Genomic DNA, 14,106 nt, shown 5'->3' on the forward strand with positions numbered 1-14,106 from the left:
GGCGAAGTGTATGAGTTTTTTACAAATACGTAACGTTTCTCACTGCTTTTTTGCAAAAGAGAATGCCAAACTTATTCTCGAAGATATGAGCTTACAAGTGGAAGAAGGCGAATTTATTTCTATACTCGGTCCAAGTGGTTGCGGTAAAACAACGCTCCTCTCAATCATTGCTGGACTACTTGATCCAATTGACGGTATCGTCTTTTTAGATGGTGAACCGATTACAACGAAAACATCATCTATGGGATATATGTTGCAACAAGATTACTTATTCCCTTGGAAAACGATTGAAGAAAATATTATGCTCGGACTTCATATTCGAAAGATTTATGATGAGCAGATGAAAGAACATACTTTAAATCTTTTAAAACAAGTCGGTCTTCATGGTGTAGAAGAACAATATCCTCGTGAACTATCCGGCGGTATGCGTCAACGTGCCGCTCTCGTTCGAACATTAGCGACTGATCCGAAAATTTTATTACTAGATGAACCATTCTCCGCACTCGATTATCAAACGAAATTAAAACTAGAAGAACTCGTTTTCAACTTACTAAATAAATATAAGAAAACATCACTACTTGTTACTCACGATATTGAAGAAGCGATTGCGATGAGTGATCGTATTTATTTACTGCAAGCGAATCCCGGAAAAATCGCAAAAACCTTTATCGTACCGGAAAGTATCCGTTCTTTATCACCGTTAGAAGCACGCCATCACTACGATTTCCCAGCCCTCTTTCAAGATATATGGAAGGAGCTGGAACGACTTGGATAATATAAAACAACTACATGAACAATTTCGAAAGAAAGAACGCAGGCGTGCTTGGATTGCTCGCTCGCTACAACTTTTATTACTTATTCTTTTCTTTGCACTATGGGAAATAGCTAGCAAAAAAGAATGGATTGATCCTTTACTCTTTAGCTCTCCTTCGAGTATTTGGGATCTCTTCTTAACGAAATGGATCGACGGTTCACTCTGGGTCCACATATGGACGACATTGCTGGAAACAGGAGTAGGCTTCATTCTCGGAACAGTACTTGGTGCTATTATTGCCACGTTCCTTTGGTGGATGCCACTTCTAGCCCGCGTACTTGATCCTTATCTCGTCGTCCTAAATGCAATGCCAAAAGTTGCACTCGGTCCAATCATCATCGTTATTTTCGGTCCAAACATTTCATCTTCTATCGCAATGGGAGTAATCATTTCCATCATCATTACCATTCTCGTTATTTACAGTGCATTTCAAGAAGTCGATTCTAACTATATAAAAGTGATGGACACATTTGGCGCAAATAAATGGCAATGTTATAAGCAAGTCGTTCTCCCTGCATCCTTTCCAGCAATTATCTCAACGTTAAAAGTAAACGTTGGTTTATCCTGGGTCGGTGTTATTTTCGGAGAACTTCTCGTTTCCAAACAAGGACTTGGCTACTTAATTAGCTACGGATTCCAAGTCTTTAACTTCACACTCGTCTTACTTAGCGTACTACTCACATGTGTTCTTGCAACTCTTATGTATGTATTTGTTGAGGCATTTGAAAAAATTCTAATTGGAAAAAGAAAAAGAAGCTGACTCAAAACAGTTCGCTATAGTCAGCTTCTTTCTTTTACCTTTTATCACACATTTTCGTTTCATTTGTAATGTTTCCATCCGTAACCGTAACTGTATGGAAACAGTCTTTCACACGTACTGTAACGACATTATCTTTTCGATCTATCACATGATAATCATTAAACTTTTCATTCAAAGCACTACGAATTTGCTCCCCTTCAAAAATCGGAAAACCGTGAGACATTACCCAAATGAGACCAGCAACAGCAAGAATCGTTTTCATACGTTTCATTACCTCCTCGAGAGTAAACTTATAGTCCCTACAACACGCGCATTATAATTGTGTCTAAATTGTGACATTTTTATACTAATTCTATTTTATACCGCCAGTTCCTTCTTCTTTTAAATAAAAATACAGAATTTTCAATTTTATCAACATGAAAAAACGCAAAGAATTAAAAATTCTTCACGCTTTACTTTAACGAAACTATATCGAACGCATAACTCACATTAGTCTCCACTTTGTTGTTCTATCGTTTTCGAAACATCATATAATCCTGACAGCACTTCCGCTCTCATTTTTACAAGCTCAGGGAACTGATAGAAGAAAGCAATTTTCTTATATTTTAACTCTGTTCCTTCTTTCACTTTTTTGAATCTTGTAAAATGAACGCTGTAAATGTATCTGCGATATCTTCCGTTACATTTGTTGTTCCATACAACGATACAAACTCATCATGCTTTTCTTTATAAAATTTAATTTGTGCCTCTTCACTTTCTTCTACTTTCTTTTCTGTCCACTCTTGCTCAATTGGTTTCCAAAATTCATTATAAAATTGGTTAATATACGAAGTTTTTCTCGCACATCCATTTTTCAAGAACACCGTTTTACATTTATTTCGATATGATGAAATGTCTTTCTCTTCATCAAACGCCTCTAAATATTTCCTATCCACTGGTACTTGTTTATGCCCAATCGTTAATACGTGAGCCGTTTCATGAATTAATGTTTTCATCACTTCATCTATATTCACCCCAGAATCGAGCACGTCTAAACTAAGCAACCAATCTCTCGGGTCATCCATACTTGGCATGACATGAGCAACAACGCCATCATAACCATCCGTTATTAGATCAAACCCTGTTATATTCTCACGATATTTCACTGGAATGAGAGTGCGATACATGTCCCATAAAGTTTCATGATACTCTCTATCTTGCCGCTGGCTTAACAAATCATCTTTTGCTACTTCGTCATCTGCAAAAGCTTTATTCAATCTCTTACGATCCAATTTCTCAAAATAAGGATCTACAATTTCATCACCATCGATATAATAAGAAGCTAAAAAGAAATAATTGTCATCCTCTTCTTTTTTCTGTTCCGCCTCTTTCATATTCACACTTTCATACTCTTCTATGTCATAATCTTCTACTTTTTCAAGTTCTGAAAGTCCCTCTATCTTTTTATATACTTTTTGTAATGTTTTATCTCCTATTTGCGTGCAATCTTCTTCTATTTTACAAATGTCTTTTTCTTTCGTAACCTCGATAGCACTATCGCATCCTGCAACTAAACTGCTTGCTATAATACAACACACTAACTTGCCATACAATTTCTTCATACAATCCCCCATTATTCCATTCTACAAAATATCATAATCATTTTTTTGCGAATATGCGATAATTAATTATAAAAACTGCAAGGAGGCTTCTCATGATTCGTGCAATCTTATTCGACTTAGATGGAACACTATTAGATCGGCGCCAATCTTTAGAACAATTTATTTGTGAGCAATATAATCGCTTCTCCTCACATTTGATGAGTATAGAGAAATCAGAGTATTGTTCTCGGTTTCTTGAACTAGATAATAATGGCTATACGTGGAAGGATAAAGTATATGCTACTCTCCTTTCCGAATACAACATTACTACTTTAACGCAAGAGCAACTACTACACGACTATATTACAAACTTCCAACATCATTGTATTCCTTTCAAAAACACGCATGAACTACTTCAACAGTTAAAACAGCGAAACATTAAAATTGGTATTATCACAAACGGTTTTACTGAATTTCAGATGGGCAACCTTCGAGCACTACATATACATACGTATACAAACACCATTCTCGTTTCAGAAGCTGAAGGAATTAAAAAACCTCATCCTGAAATTTTCGAACGTGCTTTGCAAAAACTAGATGTGAAGGCAGAAGAATGTCTTTATGTTGGAGATCATCCAGAAAACGATGTGCTTGGTTCTGAACAAGTAGGGATTCTTGGTGTTTGGAAAAAAGATTCGTTTTGGGGGAATTTTAAGCATTCACGTATCGTAGATGATTTGTTGGAGGTGCTTTCGTTTTTAGAGGTGGAGATAAAAACACAATAATAGTAATTAAATTGCATCAATAATTTTCACAATATATCGATTTACCGATAAAACATGAAAATAATAAGAGGAGGCATTTGTTCAAAAATGCCTCCTCTTCCTTTGTTATTCATATACTGTAAACTGCGGTTTACTCGGATGATCTTTTACTAGCGCATCATCTGGAAACTTTGAAACTTTTTGATATAAGGCAATGTCACCGATACAACCTGCTGTTAGTAGGATTCCTAAAAATGAGAGTGGCTCCAGATTCATAGCTACTCCCAATACAATTGGCAAAATTCCAGTTGGTAAAAATGGAAGCATTAACACTTTCTTCATTTGCTTTACTGTAACCGCCTGTTTAGAATGAGCATATGCAACACCTAATTTCCAATTAACGCCCCATTTTAGTTCACTCCACGGAACACCTCCGATATAGCGAAAGCCAATTAAATGTATTGCCTCATGAATACAAACGAGAACAATCATTGCGATAATAACAAGAAACACAGTTGGTAACGTAATTTCAACTTGAACCCCGCCTGAAAGAAGTGCATGTAAAAAACTAATTCCAAATGCCAAAACAAATATTATAAGAAATGCATAGACATTTAATTTAACCATAGACACAGCAACAGTCGTTTCTTTTCTATTCTCCATCTTCCCCCTCCTAAAATGTAAATATATCTTTGCAAAATTGTATAATATACCCAAAATAATGCAAAGATATATTTACATTTATTCTTACATACAAAAAAAGAAACCGGCTACTTTACTTCGTAAAACAGCCGATTTCTTCTATATGTTTCATCGTACGCGCTAATACGTCATCGCGCATTATAAAGCTAAATTTTCTATTCGTTTTAATGTTGTCAGGAATGTCTTTTAATAAAACAGACCCTTTCGTTTCTTCGTAATGCGTATGTTCTTCTACCGCACTAATTGTTGCAAAATAAATGTTTTTAATGATTATTTTGTCTTTTCCAGATACTTTGTATTGTCCTAAGTAAGTTAAATCAGAAACTATGCCGCCGGTTTCTTCATGAACCTCTCGAACTGCCGCTTCTTCCGGTGTTTCCCCTAGTTCTACTTTACCACCTGGAAATTCAAGACCGCGACGTAAATGATGCGTTAATAACCATTGATCCCCGTACCGGCATACAACCCAAACATGCTTTGGCTCAGGAGAAAATGGATAACGTTCAAACGATAATTGTACAGTGTTGTGGTAATAATCTTTAAATTTGTACATGCCATTACTCCCCTATTGATGGTTACAAGTTTTTCCTACCACAAATTGTAGCATATTCTCGCTTTTCTGCATAATATTATCCAATTACAATCCATTGATTATTCCCATTTGCGCGACTAATTCTTTCGTCTCATGATTTCCTAAATCGTAAATCATTTTATATGCTTTTTGTAGTTGTTCATCATATCGGTCATTATTTGAATCGTGATGATACTCAACAAATGGAACGTGGGAGCGTACAAATGACCCTAAATCTTCTACATATGCTTGATCAAAGTGCTCTCGTAATTCCGTAATTTCCTCATCATTTGCGGAAATCTCAAAATTATACGCATCCGCCGTCTTCACTTGTGAAATTTGACCATTTCCTATTGATATATAATATGTTTTTTTCGTCTCCATGTAACACCCTTCTTTCATCCTTTTATTTTCTATTGTTTTCATCAATTACAAAATTATGTAAAATAAAGAAAAGGAGGGATTTTATGTTCAAAATATTAATTATCGGTATTATCATCGTCCTAATCATACTAGTACTCTCCGTCATGACGATTAATAAAGGCTATGCATACAAACATTCCGTTGATAAACCAGAAGATAATCCTTATACAAAAAATAATAAGGAGGATTCATAATATGCTTCGTGTACTTCGCATTGCAATCGCACTCACTGTGATCATAATGTCGATAATCGGGCTCTATACAGGTCAAAATAACTTTCTACCACTTTCACAATTTTTATTAGGAGCTCTCATGTTCCTCATTGCAATGGAACAAATAAAAAAGAAGGATTCAGGAACAGGATTCATTTGTATTGTTGCCGGTGCTTTCATTTGGATTGTTCTTATCATTAGCTATATAAAATAAAGGGGATACATGTATGCTAAAAGGATTGCGAATTACTTTTTCACTTATTGCTTTATGTATAGCAATCTATGGATTTTTTACTAGTAATAGAGAAATAATGCCGTATATGTTTATCTCTTTAGAGGTTATGGCCCTCACCATAAGTTTAGAGGAAATATTAAAAAGGCAAACAGGAGGTAGTGTGCTCGCTCTACTAGCAGGAGCCGCTGCTTTATTTATTGGTTTCACAGAAATATTCCGATAAATGGTCTAAAGGAGGCTATACAATGCTAACTCTAACTATATTACGGAGTTTTTTAGCATTTCTCATGCTTCTCTTACTCATTCTAAGCACTTATATCCATGTTACCGATAATTTTTCACTTCTCCCATACGTACAATTTATTCTCAGTTGTTTCTTTATTCTTCTAGGAATTAATGAATTGAAATCCGGACGAAAATCAATGAGTATCCCGTATTTTTTCGTTTCCAGTCTCATATTCTTCTTTTTAATATCAAACTACTTTCGTTATATGTAGAATGAAATTTTGACCAATTTAGCATTTATAATTATTTTCTCTCAGTAACTATTTCTTTCTACTTAAGGGGGATTCCATGTTAAAAAACATTCAAATTATAATCGCCACTATCGCTCTTTCTCTCGCCCTATTTAGCTTCTTTGCAAACTTCACTATTCTTTTACCTTACGTGTTTATCCTTTTAAGTATTATGTGTATCCTTTTTGGAATCGATGAAATAAAGAAGCAGCAAAAAACGAAAGCATTTGTTTATTTTCTCTGTTCTGCCTTTGTTTTATATGTTGGAGTATGTAATATATTTTCATAAAAAAGAAGAGTATGGTTGCTCTTAGCACAATAAAAAAACTGCCCTTTCACAGGCAGTTTTTCTTCTTATCCAAACACTTTCTCAAGTTCATCTTTATCTTGGCTTAACCAGAAGTTCATTAAGCGTTGTGCTCCTTCTAAGTCGTGAAGCTTCGCTTGACCACATTGTGTTTCATTTGCAGCTGGAATTTCTGTAATTTGAACCGCATCTTTTAATGTTAATTCTAATAAATCAATGATTTCTCGTACTGTCGGTGTTCCGCTTACTACAAGATAATATCCTGTTTGGCAGCCCATCGGTGAAATATCGATAATATCAAAATGCGGATAACGATCAATATATTTACGTAAATTAAATGCTAATAAATGTTCTAACGTATGAATAACATCTGGTTTCATTGCTTGTTTATTCGGTTGGCAAAAACGAATATCAAATTTATTTACAATACCGTCACTACCTACATTGTGAACTCCGCAATGTCTTACATAAGGTGCCTTTACAATCGTATGATCTAATTCAAAGCTTTCTACTGATGGCATACAACATCTCTCCCGCTTTTAATTTAATTCCGTTATATCCAATATGATATAACGGAAATGCACATTAGTAAAGTATTATGTACCGTCGTGCTATAATACTTTAAGACTATGCTGAAAAGGAGACCATTATGAAACAGATTTTTATTGGGATTATACGCTTTTATCAAAAGTTCATTTCTCCGATGACACCACCAACTTGCCGCTTTTATCCAACTTGTTCTCATTACGGATTAGAGGCGTTTCAAAAACATGGTGCCCTCAAAGGCTTTTGGCTTACTTGTAAGCGTATATTAAAATGTCACCCTTTCCACCCGGGAGGATTTGATCCTGTCCCAGATAAAAAGGATGACAAAGTAAATTCTTAATTGTCGTAACCATTCACAACTAAATCTAATTTTCCTGTATCAGGATCTATAACAAGACCGTGAACAGGTACTTCTTCTGGAAGTAATGGATGGTTGCGAAGTATCGATACGCTATGTTCTACACTTTCTTCTACACTAGAGAACCCTTGTAGGAATCTTTCTAAATCGATTCCAGAATAACGGAGTGTATCTAATTTCTCATTTGTTATACCGCGCTCTTTCATCTTCTCAATTGTACTGCTTGCTTGAATTTTTGCCATACCGCAATCGTGGTGACCAACTACACAAACTTCATCAGCACCAAGTTCATATACAGCAACTAAAATACTACGCATAATACTTCCGAATGGATGTGAGATAACAGCTCCTGCTACTTTAATAATTTTCACATCACCGTTACGCATATTCATTGCTTTTGGTAATAATTCAACAAGACGAGTATCCATACAAGAGATAATTACCATTTTTTTATTCGGGAATTTTCCCGTTTCATACTCTTCGTATCTTTTCTCTTCAACAAATTTTTCATTGTATTGTAAAATCTCTTCTAATGACTTCATAGTAAAAAACCCTCTTTTCTCTCATTTACATTACTTATATAGTGTACCAAAATATGAAAAACTCAAAAAGGATATCGCTTTATAGTAAAAATAAGATATTTTCAGATAATCGACATAATTCTTTCAAAATATACACACAGCTTTGTAACAAGTCTCACATACTTTAAACGTATTTTCACTATAAACTGATTGTAGATAATGTAAAAAAGGAGTGAATATTTATTATGTCCGACGTTCTGTTACTGAGTCGTTTTCAATTTGCAATTACTATTTTTTATCACTTTTTATTTGTACCTTTGACAATCGGACTTGTCATTTTAGTAGCATGTATGGAAACTCAATACGCCCGCACATTGAATCCAACATACCGTAAAATGGCAAATTTCTGGGGTAAATTATTTACAATTAACTTCGTAATGGGGATTATAACTGGGATTACGATGGAATTCCAATTTGGAACGAACTGGTCTGAATATTCGAAATATATGGGAGATATTTTCGGATCACCTCTCGCAATCGAAGCACTTGTTGCCTTCTTCTTAGAATCTACTTTCATGGGAATATGGTTATTCGGCAAAGACAAAATTTCACCAAAGTTCCGTGCCTTCTGTATGTGGATGGTTGCACTTGGAACAAACATTTCCGCACTTTGGATTATTACAGCAAACGGATTTATGCAAAACCCTGTTGGCTACGTAGTACGTAATGGCCGCGCTGAATTAAATGATTTCTGGGCACTCGTTACAAATCCATATGCTTGGAATATGTTCTTCCATACTGTCATTGGTTGTTATATCGTAGGTGCTTTCTTCGTTATGGCAATTAGTGCCTATCACTTATTACGTAAAAATGAAGTGGAATTCTTCAAAAAATCATTTAAGTTTGGTTTAATGTTAGGCTTATTCGCCGCAACAATTACACCGTTTATGGGACATCAATCTGGTGTATCAGCAGCTAAATATCAACCAGCAAAAGGAGCTGCGATGGAAGCAGTTTGGGAAACTGGAAAAGGACAAGGCTTCTCAATTGTTCAAATTCCTGATGTAAAAAATGAGAAAAACTTTGAATTCCTTACGATTCCAAAACTCGGAAGCTTCTTCTATACAAACTCATTTGATGGCGAAATTGTTGGTTTAAAAGATATTCCAAAAGATGAACGTCCAAATGTTAACCTCGTGTATTATAGCTTCCGCTTAATGGTTGCACTTGGTATGTTCTTTATGGCATTAACTTGGTATGGCTTCTATTTAAACCGAAAAGGAAAACTAGAGAACTCAAAACGTTATTTAAAAATTACAATATGGTCTGTCTTACTTCCATACATTGCGATTAATGCTGGCTGGATTGTCGCTGAAGTAGGGCGTCAACCTTGGACAGTATATAAACTAATGCGTACCGCAGAATCTGTATCACCTATATCTGTTCCACAAATTTGGTTCTCATTAATTAGTTTAATTTTGTTCTACACTTTACTTTTAATCGCAGACGTATACTTAATGCTGAAGTTCGCGAAAAAAGGACCTGCAGCATTAGAAGATCCTGCTACTGAGGGAGGCGTGGCTCATGTCTCATGATATGCTTGCAATCATCTGGTTTGGTTTATGGGGCGTGATTTGGACAGTTTACTTCATTCTTGACGGGTATGCACTTGGTAACGGAATGATTTTTCCTTTCGTTACGAAAGATCGACAAGAACGAAATCAATTACAAGAAGCAATTGGCCCATTTTGGGGCGGTAATGAAGTATGGTTAATTACAGCTGGTGGCGCAACATTTGCTGCCTTCCCAGTCACATATGCAAATATGTTTAGTTATCTATATACACCGTTATTCTTAGTATTACTTGCACTATTTGCTCGTGCAGCTGGACTGGAATTCATGCATAAAGATGATTCACCAATTTGGCAAAAAACTTGTAAATGGGCATTTGCAATTGGGAGTTTCCTAATCGCCTTCTTATTCGGTGTTACATTTGCTAACTTGTATTACGGACTACAAATCGGAAAAAATGGCTATGAAGGAAATTTACTTAGCTTATTAAACCATTACGGTATATTAGGAGGTCTTTTCTTCACTGCTATATTTGTCGTATCCGGTGCCCTTTGGGTCATGATTAAAACGACTGGTGAAGTATCTGATCGTGCTTATAAAATTGCAAGACCATTTTCAATGGCAGCAGCTATTATTTTGGCTATCTTCTATGTAGCAACTGCTAATCGAACAAACTTATTCCAAAACTTTACGGAATATCCGGTACTATTCATTCTTCCAGTACTTGCAATGCTAATGAGTGTACTCGCGCTTATTATGGTGTACAAACATAAAATCGGCCTTGCATTCACATTCGTTTGCCTAACAATCGCAATGTTTATGACAACTGGCTTTGCAGGTATGTTCCCAAGAATGTTACCATCCCGTATTAACGATGCATACAGTACAACGTTATACAACGCAGCTGGTAGTCAATTAAACTTAAAAATTATGTTCTTCGTTGCAATGGTCATGGTACCAATCGTTATTGGATATCAGCTTTGGAGCTACAGTATATTTAAAAATAAAATTCATAAAGACTCTGCTAAAGGATATCACTAAAATAAAAAAGACACTTCGTTTGAAGTGTCTTTTTTTGTACGTATGATTTTCGATAAGATGTTATATTTCTAATCTAACAACTACACTATAGAAGAATCATTAACAGCTCACAGCTAGATTGTATCATAGGGCAACTTCATCATTTTATGCAATTTTACATACTGTACTATAAAGTAAACTGTATCCCCTGATCATTCGCATCATTATCCCATACATCAGCTGTACTAATCCCGCTAAACGTTTGTACTTTCATTCCTGTATTTGATGATCCCGATCCATTATAAGCCTTCGTCTTTTCAATCGGCTGTACGTTATATTTGTCACCTACATTAATTGTTCCATTGCAGTTTTCAATAATAACACCTTCCACAACTGCCGGCATTTTGTCACCCACTTTCATTTCTTTACTTTTATTTTATGAAAATCGCCTAGAAAAATAGCATGTTTCAATAAGAAAAAGCACTCAATTTGAGTGCTTTTTCTTTAAGCATAAAGACAAGTTTGGAGACAGTTGACTTCTTCAAAATTTTATTAGGGGTAATATTTTGAAAAAGAAAGCCTTTCATATGTAGGTTAACACCACTGGAATATATAGTAAATTGATAATATTTATACGGAAGATTGCTAATGTTTAGTATAGATATTTTACACTATGCTAACAGTGAAAACTATCTATACTAATAAAAAAAAGGTGCCTTCAAAGAAGCCACCTTTCAAAAACAGACACTATAAAACAGAATTATTTATTGTTATACGATTGTTAGATACAAAAAGTAGAGGGAAATGTTTGTATGAAATTCTGCTTTATAAAGTCTGTCTACAACTTATATTGTAATCCTCTTCATTTGAAAAAAAATATAATATGCACAATTGCATACAAAAAGAAAAAGCACTCTACTGAGTGCCTTTTCAACCATTTTACTTTTAATATATCGCTTTGAATATATTGTAACATACGTATCTATATATTTTATTGAGAAAATTCAAAATCATTTTTCCTTTCATTTTTACTTATAAAATCATGTAATATAAAAGGTATGTCAAATTCTTATACAAATTGAGGTGTACTATATTTATGATGTATTTCGGAATTATTCCTCTTATACTATTTATTATTTTTCTTATTTCCTATTTAAAAGATCCACGAAAAATAATAAACGGCTTTTTATTTAATGCCTTTGTCTGTTTTTTCCTTCTTTTTTGTGTGATTATATCTGTGAATTCAAGTAGTGATGTCCTACGCTATATTATAATTTTACCTATTTTAGCACTTCTTATTATGCTTCCTTTCGGTATTATTGCTTTAATGTTTGGGCTATTTCTTAATGCTAGAATTTTAATGAAGCGAGAAGGAAGACGATTCACCAACTGTTTAACACTCCTTGCTGCTTTAGGGATGTTATTCTTTATGTTACTCCCTATTATAAATCCAGCAAGTTTGGTCTCATCGCATTTAGAGCCTATTTTTGCAGCTATTTCTCTTATAAGCTTCTATTTCTTTATACACTTATCTAACTTCTTAAGCGCATATTTTTTATACCAATTCAACAGACCAAGACGTAATCAAGATTTCATCATCGTTCTTGGTAGCGGCTTAATTAATGATAAAGTACCACCTTTACTTGCAAGCCGCATTAATAAAGCGATCGACTTCTATTGGAAACAAGCCGCTGTGAATACACCACCAACAATTATTTTTTCTGGTGGACAAGGTCCAGATGAAGGTCTTCCAGAAGCGGAAGCGATGCAAAGTTACGCTGTTGAAAAAGGAATTCCTCTTGAACATACAGTCCAGGAAAATCGCTCTGTGAACACATATCAAAATATGCTGTTCTCTAAAGAAATTATGGATTCTTTAAAACCAGAAGGTAAATATAAAAGTATTTTTACAACGAATAATTTCCACCTTTTCCGTGCTGGTATATATGCAAGACAAGCTAGTCTTAACAGCCAAGGTATTGGATCAAAAACTGCATTTTATTACTGGCCTAACGCAATGATCCGTGAATATGTTGCGATTGTCGTAATGGGACGTAAGCGCCATATGAAAATATGTGGAACTATTTTAGGCTTCGCTGTATTCGTATCAGTACTTAGTTTTATATTTTCTTAATAGCACCCCATCCTTTGAAAGGATGGGATTTCTTATACTTATTTCAAAAATATTTTAAAGATAATATGGTCATAATATTCCCTGCATACATCCATTAAAGGAGAAATTTTTCAAATTAAATGTTAAAATAAAATTTAGGTGTAAATTATGTAACAAACAAGAAACTAGTTTGAAACGAGGAAATTATATGGAGAAAAGTATCAAAAACAAGCCCAATAAGCTAAAAATTGCTTCGAAAGCTTTGATGATTATTATTGGGGCATTTATCACAGCGTACGGATTAGAAGCAGTATTAATTCCAAATAACGTATCAGATGGTGGTGTGACTGGTTTAAGTATCGTTAGTTCAAGATTATTTGGATTGCCATTAGGAGCTCTAATCGCAGTTATTAACATTCCTTTCGTTTGGTTAGGATATAAGCAAATCGGTAAAAGCTTTGCGATTTATTCCATTATCGGGATTGCTTCATTAGCAATAGGTACCGTTGTCATGCACGGAATACCAGCTATTATTGAAGGCGATACATTATTAGTTACAGTTGTTGGTGGTATTATTATCGGTTTTGGTATGGGACTAGCATTACGTAACGGTGGGGCATTAGATGGAATCGATATGCTTGCTGTATTGCTTTCTCGTAAGTTACCATTTGGAACGAGTGACCTTATTTTATTCTTAAACATGTTCGTATTTATTTTCGTATCAACGGTATTCGGTCTTCAAGGAGCTATCCTTTCGGCAATTGCTTACTTTATTGCTTCGAAAGTGATTCATATCGTTGAAGTTGGTTTAAGTGGTTCAAAAGCATTTAAAATTATCACAAAAGAGCCTGAATTAATGGTAGAAACAATTCGCGATCGTTTAGGCAGAAGTGCAACATATAACGAAGTATACGGTGGTTATTCAAGAGAGAAATTCAAAGAAATTTCTTGCGTAATTAACCGTTTAGAAGAAAGTAAAATGAAAGAACTTATTAATGAAATCGATCCTAATGCCTTTATTACCGTTTATGACGTAGCAGAAGTAAAAGGCGGTAATTTCAAGAAACGCGATATTCATTAATCGTTATGAAAA

General features: G+C 34.7%; 19 protein-coding genes and 1 pseudogene. 12 read left to right on the top strand and 8 right to left on the bottom strand.

Annotated features, from left to right (window positions below; all coding sequences use genetic code 11):
- Nucleotides 1–10 precede the first annotated feature (10 nt).
- Both ACO6VI_RS02140 and ACO6VI_RS02145 read left to right on the top strand, forming a co-directional pair.
- Complete coding sequence (locus tag ACO6VI_RS02140; protein WP_000009022.1) at nt 11–775, top strand: ABC transporter ATP-binding protein; 765 nt, start codon at nt 11–13, stop codon at nt 773–775.
- Nucleotides 768–1,574 carry an ABC transporter permease gene (locus ACO6VI_RS02145; RefSeq protein WP_000368771.1) on the top strand — a complete coding sequence of 269 codons (807 nt, stop codon included), beginning with the start codon at nt 768–770 and terminating at the stop codon, nt 1,572–1,574. Before ACO6VI_RS02140 ends, ACO6VI_RS02145 begins: the two co-directional genes overlap by 8 nt.
- A 34-nt stretch (nt 1,575–1,608) precedes the next feature.
- Here ACO6VI_RS02145 and ACO6VI_RS02150 read toward each other — a convergent pair whose 3' ends face one another.
- Both ACO6VI_RS02150 and ACO6VI_RS02155 read right to left on the bottom strand, forming a co-directional pair.
- The gene (locus ACO6VI_RS02150) at nt 1,609–1,836 is read right to left on the bottom strand and encodes a hypothetical protein (protein ID WP_161520175.1); all 228 of its coding nucleotides are present in this window, start codon (nt 1,834–1,836) and stop codon (nt 1,609–1,611) included.
- Nucleotides 1,837–2,063: 227 nt separating this feature from the next.
- A pseudogene (locus tag ACO6VI_RS02155) lies at nt 2,064–3,175 on the bottom strand (recombinase family protein).
- A 92-nt stretch (nt 3,176–3,267) separates the two neighbouring features.
- On the opposite strand from ACO6VI_RS02155, the gene ACO6VI_RS02160 reads away from it, so the two are divergent.
- On the top strand, nt 3,268–3,939 hold the full coding sequence (locus ACO6VI_RS02160) for an HAD family hydrolase (RefSeq protein ID WP_161520173.1): 672 nt from the start codon (nt 3,268–3,270) through the stop codon (nt 3,937–3,939).
- A 105-nt stretch (nt 3,940–4,044) separates the two neighbouring features.
- Here the strand turns inward: ACO6VI_RS02160 and ACO6VI_RS02165 are convergent, their stop codons facing one another.
- The 3 genes from ACO6VI_RS02165 to ACO6VI_RS02175 all read right to left on the bottom strand — a co-directional run bounded on the left by ACO6VI_RS02165 (nt 4,045) and on the right by ACO6VI_RS02175 (nt 5,575).
- Nucleotides 4,045–4,581, bottom strand: a complete 537-nt coding sequence (locus ACO6VI_RS02165) for a DUF3267 domain-containing protein (RefSeq protein WP_161520172.1) — start codon at nt 4,579–4,581, stop codon at nt 4,045–4,047.
- A 112-nt stretch (nt 4,582–4,693) separates the two neighbouring features.
- Nucleotides 4,694–5,173, bottom strand: a complete 480-nt coding sequence (mutTA, locus tag ACO6VI_RS02170; protein WP_000276385.1) for an antimutator 8-oxo-(dGTP/GTP)ase — start codon at nt 5,171–5,173, stop codon at nt 4,694–4,696.
- Between the two features lie 84 nt (nt 5,174–5,257).
- A complete protein-coding gene (locus tag ACO6VI_RS02175) occupies nt 5,258–5,575 on the bottom strand; it encodes a hydrolase (protein WP_153593241.1) in 318 nt (105 codons plus the stop codon).
- An 83-nt stretch (nt 5,576–5,658) separates the two neighbouring features.
- Between ACO6VI_RS02175 and ytzI the strand changes: the two genes are divergently transcribed.
- From ytzI to ACO6VI_RS02195, 4 genes are all read left to right on the top strand, one after another.
- Nucleotides 5,659–5,808: a YtzI protein gene (gene ytzI, locus ACO6VI_RS02180; protein ID WP_145959740.1), complete on the top strand. Its 150-nt coding sequence runs from the start codon at nt 5,659–5,661 to the stop codon at nt 5,806–5,808.
- Between the two features lies 1 nt (nt 5,809).
- Nucleotides 5,810–6,040: a DUF3953 domain-containing protein gene (locus tag ACO6VI_RS02185; protein ID WP_000946673.1), complete on the top strand. Its 231-nt coding sequence runs from the start codon at nt 5,810–5,812 to the stop codon at nt 6,038–6,040.
- Between the two features lie 13 nt (nt 6,041–6,053).
- Nucleotides 6,054–6,284 carry a DUF3953 domain-containing protein gene (locus ACO6VI_RS02190; protein ID WP_161520171.1) on the top strand — a complete coding sequence of 77 codons (231 nt, stop codon included), beginning with the start codon at nt 6,054–6,056 and terminating at the stop codon, nt 6,282–6,284.
- A gap of 350 nt (nt 6,285–6,634) precedes the next feature.
- Nucleotides 6,635–6,865 carry a YczI family protein gene (locus ACO6VI_RS02195; protein WP_023523232.1) on the top strand — a complete coding sequence of 77 codons (231 nt, stop codon included), beginning with the start codon at nt 6,635–6,637 and terminating at the stop codon, nt 6,863–6,865.
- A gap of 65 nt (nt 6,866–6,930) precedes the next feature.
- Here the strand turns inward: ACO6VI_RS02195 and luxS are convergent, their stop codons facing one another.
- On the bottom strand, nt 6,931–7,404 hold the full coding sequence (gene luxS, locus ACO6VI_RS02200) for an S-ribosylhomocysteine lyase LuxS (RefSeq protein WP_001141371.1): 474 nt from the start codon (nt 7,402–7,404) through the stop codon (nt 6,931–6,933).
- Nucleotides 7,405–7,532: 128 nt separating this feature from the next.
- Between luxS and yidD the strand changes: the two genes are divergently transcribed.
- Nucleotides 7,533–7,769: a membrane protein insertion efficiency factor YidD gene (gene yidD / locus ACO6VI_RS02205; protein ID WP_000809334.1), complete on the top strand. Its 237-nt coding sequence runs from the start codon at nt 7,533–7,535 to the stop codon at nt 7,767–7,769.
- Here yidD and ACO6VI_RS02210 read toward each other — a convergent pair.
- On the bottom strand, nt 7,766–8,329 hold the full coding sequence (locus ACO6VI_RS02210; RefSeq protein WP_000838173.1) for a beta-class carbonic anhydrase: 564 nt from the start codon (nt 8,327–8,329) through the stop codon (nt 7,766–7,768). The two genes, yidD and ACO6VI_RS02210, sit on opposite strands and share 4 nt — an antisense overlap.
- 224 nt (nt 8,330–8,553) lie before the next feature.
- Between ACO6VI_RS02210 and cydA the strand changes: the two genes are divergently transcribed.
- Together cydA and cydB are read left to right on the top strand one after the other, a co-directional pair.
- Nucleotides 8,554–9,903, top strand: coding sequence for a cytochrome ubiquinol oxidase subunit I (gene cydA, locus ACO6VI_RS02215; protein WP_001286164.1), 1,350 nt, complete (start codon nt 8,554–8,556; stop codon nt 9,901–9,903).
- The gene (gene cydB / locus ACO6VI_RS02220; protein WP_000017662.1) at nt 9,893–10,921 is read left to right on the top strand and encodes a cytochrome d ubiquinol oxidase subunit II; all 1,029 of its coding nucleotides are present in this window, start codon (nt 9,893–9,895) and stop codon (nt 10,919–10,921) included. Before cydA ends, cydB begins: the two co-directional genes overlap by 11 nt.
- Before the next feature lie 166 nt (nt 10,922–11,087).
- On the opposite strand, the gene ACO6VI_RS02225 is transcribed toward cydB, so the two are convergent.
- A complete protein-coding gene (locus tag ACO6VI_RS02225; protein ID WP_002001299.1) occupies nt 11,088–11,321 on the bottom strand; it encodes a spore germination protein in 234 nt (77 codons plus the stop codon).
- 675 nt (nt 11,322–11,996) lie between these two features.
- Here ACO6VI_RS02225 and ACO6VI_RS02230 point away from each other — a divergent pair.
- Nucleotides 11,997–13,034, top strand: a complete 1,038-nt coding sequence (locus ACO6VI_RS02230) for a YdcF family protein (protein WP_161520170.1) — start codon at nt 11,997–11,999, stop codon at nt 13,032–13,034.
- A 187-nt stretch (nt 13,035–13,221) separates the two neighbouring features.
- Nucleotides 13,222–14,094 carry a YitT family protein gene (locus ACO6VI_RS02235; RefSeq protein WP_023523234.1) on the top strand — a complete coding sequence of 291 codons (873 nt, stop codon included), beginning with the start codon at nt 13,222–13,224 and terminating at the stop codon, nt 14,092–14,094.
- The last annotated feature ends 12 nt before the right edge of the window (nt 14,095–14,106 follow it).

It is taken from the genome of Bacillus sp. PSXD-155, from assembly GCF_049310765.1.
Lineage (GTDB): Bacteria > Bacillota > Bacilli > Bacillales > Bacillaceae_G > Bacillus_A > Bacillus_A cereus.